The organism is Streptomyces sp. FH025 (assembly GCF_017427025.1).
Taxonomy (GTDB): domain Bacteria; phylum Actinomycetota; class Actinomycetes; order Streptomycetales; family Streptomycetaceae; genus Kitasatospora.
In genome coordinates, this window is record NZ_JAFLNG010000773.1 from 1 (window position 1) to 3372 (window position 3372).

Annotated in this window: 2 protein-coding genes and 1 tRNA gene; all 3 read right to left on the reverse strand. The window is 72.6% G+C overall.

All coding sequences use genetic code 11. From position 1 onward, the window contains the following. Nucleotides 1-96: 96 nt before the first annotated feature. Nucleotides 97-1716 (reverse strand): DUF2079 domain-containing protein, encoded by a 1620-nt coding sequence (locus J0670_RS33630; protein ID WP_307806807.1) that lies wholly within the window; start codon nucleotides 1714-1716, stop codon nucleotides 97-99. 15 nt (nucleotides 1717-1731) lie between these two features. Further along, entirely contained in the window at nucleotides 1732-2949 is a 1218-nt protein-coding gene (locus tag J0670_RS33635; protein ID WP_207816065.1) for a glycosyltransferase 87 family protein, read from the reverse strand. Nucleotides 2950-3276: 327 nt separating this feature from the next. Beyond that, nucleotides 3277-3350, reverse strand: a tRNA-Ala gene (locus tag J0670_RS33640). Nucleotides 3351-3372: the final 22 nt, after the last annotated feature.

The following is a 3372-nucleotide window of genomic DNA, read 5'->3' on the forward strand; positions in this document are numbered from 1 at the left end:
ACCGGCGTCGCCCCGCAGACGCGAGTTCGAAGACAGGCCCTGGGGCCGGCCGGAGCACTTCCGACCGGCCCTCGGGCATGTCCGGAGCGGCGGCGCTCAGCCGCGGAACAGGTTGTGCCCCACGTCGGACGGGACCTCGTCCTGGACCGGCTTGCTGCCCGGCCCCGGCACGTGCTCGCCCGGGACCGGCTCATCGCCCTCCCGGTGCAGCAGCACGACCCCGTCCTCGGCCCACAGCTGCCGGTAGCCGTGCGCCAGCAGCAGCTGGATCCGGTCCGCCTGCTCCTTGTCCGTCTTGAAGGGGAAGGAGCGCTTGTCGGAGCGGGTCAGCACGTACTCGCGCCCGCGCGGCGTGCCGTCCACCAGCACCACGTCCGTCCGGGCGGTCAGCCGCGGCGCGATCTGGTTGTCCGCCTCCACCGAGGCGCCGTCCGGGATCAGCGCGGCCGCCCGGACCAGCGCCGCCTCGCTCGCCCTGGGCTCCCAGGAGGACGGCACCGCGAGCTGCACCAGCCCGATCGGCACGGCCGCCACCAGCGCGACCCCGGCCGCGCCCAGGCCCAGCAGCCGGGCCCGCCGGACGGTCCGCGCGGGCCGCTCGGCGCTGCTCATCCGCCCCAGCACCTCGATGGCGGCGGTCAGCAGGATCGGCCAGAGCATCGAGTCGTAGTGCCGGGCGATCGACCAGTGGTTGGGGTTGCTGGACAGGATCCGCTCGGCCAGCAGCGGCACCGCGCACAGCACGGTGGCCGAGCGCAGCGGCAGCAGGAACAGGGTGCCGAACAGCCAGAGCAGCAGCAGCGGCTTGAGCGGCTGGTCGAAGGCCGCCTGCACCAGCAGGAACGGGTTGTGCAGCAGGTGCTTCAGCACGTCGCCGCCGTCCGCACCGAGCGCGTCGTAGTTCCAGTAGTAGCCCGGCTCACCGCCCATCGCCGGGATCAGCCAGGTGATCGCCACCGCCGAGGCGATCGGCCCGCCGAGCAGCAGTCCGAGCCCGGTGAAGCGCCCGGCGCGGTCCTCGGTACGGCGGGTGCGCAGCAGCAGCACCAGGCCGTACGCGCCGACCATGAGGCCCATGTCCTCCTTGGTGCAGCACAGCAGCACGGCGGCGAGCACCACCGTGCCGTACCGGCGGGCCAGGCCGCGCTCCAGCATGAGCAGGGTCAGCGGGACGGCGAAGGCCACCTCGTGGAAGCCGACCCGGGAGGCGACCAGCAGCGGCCAGCCGAGCGCGTAGACCAGCCCGGCCACGTCGGCGGCCCGACGGGCGGTGCGCGGCTGGGCGGCGGCGAAGGCGTGCGCGGCGATGCGCCGGATCAGCGGCACCCCGAGCGCGAACAGCAGCGCCTGCCCGATGATCAGCGAGCGCGGGTCGTCCCAGATCCAGTACAGCGGCGCGATCAGCGCCAGCACCGGGGAGAAGTGGTCGCCCAGCAGCGAGAACCCGGGCGGGAACTCGTGGTGGTAGCTCTTCAGCGTCGAGACGGGCAGCCCGAAGTGGGCGTAGCCGCGCGTGCCCTGGTCGAAGATGCCGAGGTCGAAGCCGCCGAGCGAGACGGAGATCCAGCCCTGCATGCCGATGGCGCACATCACCGTGAAGCACAGCACGCCGAGCAGCACGGTGCGCCGGGCCGGCGAGCGCAGGGCGTCCACCGCCCGGCGGGTGGCGGGCGCGGCGGCCCGGGGCGGCGACGGGGTTGCGGTCTGGGTGGTCACGTCGACTCTGATCCGTCAGGTCCGATTGGTCAGGGCGGGGTCACGGTCGAGCTTGGCGCCCAGCAGCGCCCAGGCCCCGGCGGAGGCGTCGACGGCCTGGCGCCGGGCGCGGTACAGCCGCAGGCCGAGCACGACCAGGACGGCGATGCCCAGCGGCGGGTAGATCGAACCGGGCAGCTGCCAGTACCAGGCGACGCCCCGGCCCCAGCGGTGCGGCACCGTCCACATCACGTGGGAGAGGAACACCGCGAGGGTCACCGCCAGCAGGGCCTGCCGCGCCAGGGTCCTGGCCTCGGCGACCAGCAGGGCGATGAGCGGGACGCACCAGACCCAGTGGTGGGTCCAGCTGATCGGCGAGACCAGCAGCGCGGTGAACGCGGTGGCGACGGCGCCCCAGGCGTCCGCCCGGCGCAGCACCCGGGCTGAGCGCCCGGCCAGCACCGCCACCCCGAGCCCGAGCGTGCCGACCAGCGCGGTGGCGATCAGCCCGACCGTGCCGGGGTCGTTGACGTCGAGCAGCCGGCAGACGGCCCCGCGCAGCGACTGGTTGTCCACCAGGACGGTGACGCCGACCCTGCTCGGGTCCCAGAGGTAGTTGGTCCAGAAGCCGTACGAGGCGTCCGGCAGCACGATCCAGCCGATCAGGCCGGCCGCCAGGAAGGTGCCGGCGGAGACCAGGGCGGCCCGGACGCGGCCGGTCAGGAACAGGTAGACGGCGAACAGGCCCGGGGTGATCTTGATGGCGGTGGCCAGGCCGATGCCCACGCCCTTGAACCGGTTCCGGTCCGAGCGGGTCAGGTCCCACAGCACCAGGCACAGGATGCCGAGGTTGACCTGGCCGTACTGGAAGGTGGTGTAGACCGGCTCCAGCCAGACCGCGAGGCCGGTCGCCAGGATCACGGCGGCCGGGCGGTGGCGCCTGGTGGGCCAGCCGGCCAGCTTGAGGGAGAGGTGCACGGCCAGGGCGAGCAGCGCGTAGTTGAGGAGCATCACCAGGACGCGCAGGCCGGCCTCGCCGAACCAGGTGCTCGGCACGAAGAGCATCGCGGCGAACGGCGGGTAGGTGGCCGGCAGGTCCCAGCCGGGCAGCCGCATCGCGTACAGGTCCTGGCCGTCGACCACGGCCTGGCCCTCGGCCTGGTAGACCAGCATGTCGACCATGTTGGCCCCGTGCAGGTGCCGCACCACGACGAATGCCGCCAGCGACACCACCGCCGCGCAGGACGCCGCCACCGTCCAGGAATTCGGTCTTCCGGTGGCCGGGGTTCCGTCGGGTTCCTCCGGGTCCGCCTGCCGCGTCCACCGTTTCAGACCGAACTCGCGCACCGCGATGGCACCCCGTTGAGATAGACCAGATCGTTCCCTCGTCAGCGTCTGGGCCCACCCACCATAACCGACCCCCCTGAGGCCCAAACGGCGTCAGAAAACGCCCCGAGGGAGCCATCTGTGACCTCCGCCACAGCTCGCCCTTGAGCCCATCGGATCCCCAAAACGCGAAATCCCGCCGGGAGTTGACTCCCGGCGGGATTTCGTCGAACCGGCCGGAGCCGATCCGTTGGGTGGAGCTGAGGGGATTCGAACCCCTGACCCCCTCGATGCGAACGAGGTGCGCTACCGGACTGCGCCACAGCCCCAACGAGAAGAAACTCTAGCACC